This is a genomic window from Paraburkholderia sp. SIMBA_054 (assembly GCF_046534875.1).
Lineage (GTDB): Bacteria > Pseudomonadota > Gammaproteobacteria > Burkholderiales > Burkholderiaceae > Paraburkholderia > Paraburkholderia hospita.
The window spans coordinates 1-231 of record NZ_JAWRXV010001820.1 but is presented as its reverse complement, the minus strand read 5'-3'; the positions used below and the strand labels follow the sequence as shown (position 1 = coordinate 231).

The following is a 231-nucleotide window of genomic DNA, read 5'->3' as shown; positions in this document are numbered from 1 at the left end:
CGAGTAGATGTTGCCCTTCGCCGCGACGATCGCGAACGCGGTGGCCGGCAGGAAGCCGCCGAACCAGCCATTGCCGATGTGATACGGCAGCGACATCGACGTATAGCGGATACGCGTCGGGAACATCTCCACCAGCATCGCCGCGATCGGTCCGTAGACCATCGTCACGTAGATCACCAGGATCGTCAGGATCACCACGCTCATCGGCCAGTTGATCTGCGACGAGTCGGC

1 pseudogene is annotated in these 231 nt (G+C 61.9%); it reads right to left on the bottom strand.

The annotated features are described in order from the left end of the window. Positions 1 to 231 (bottom strand): annotated as a pseudogene (locus tag SB822_RS61335) (MFS transporter); the annotation flags it as partial.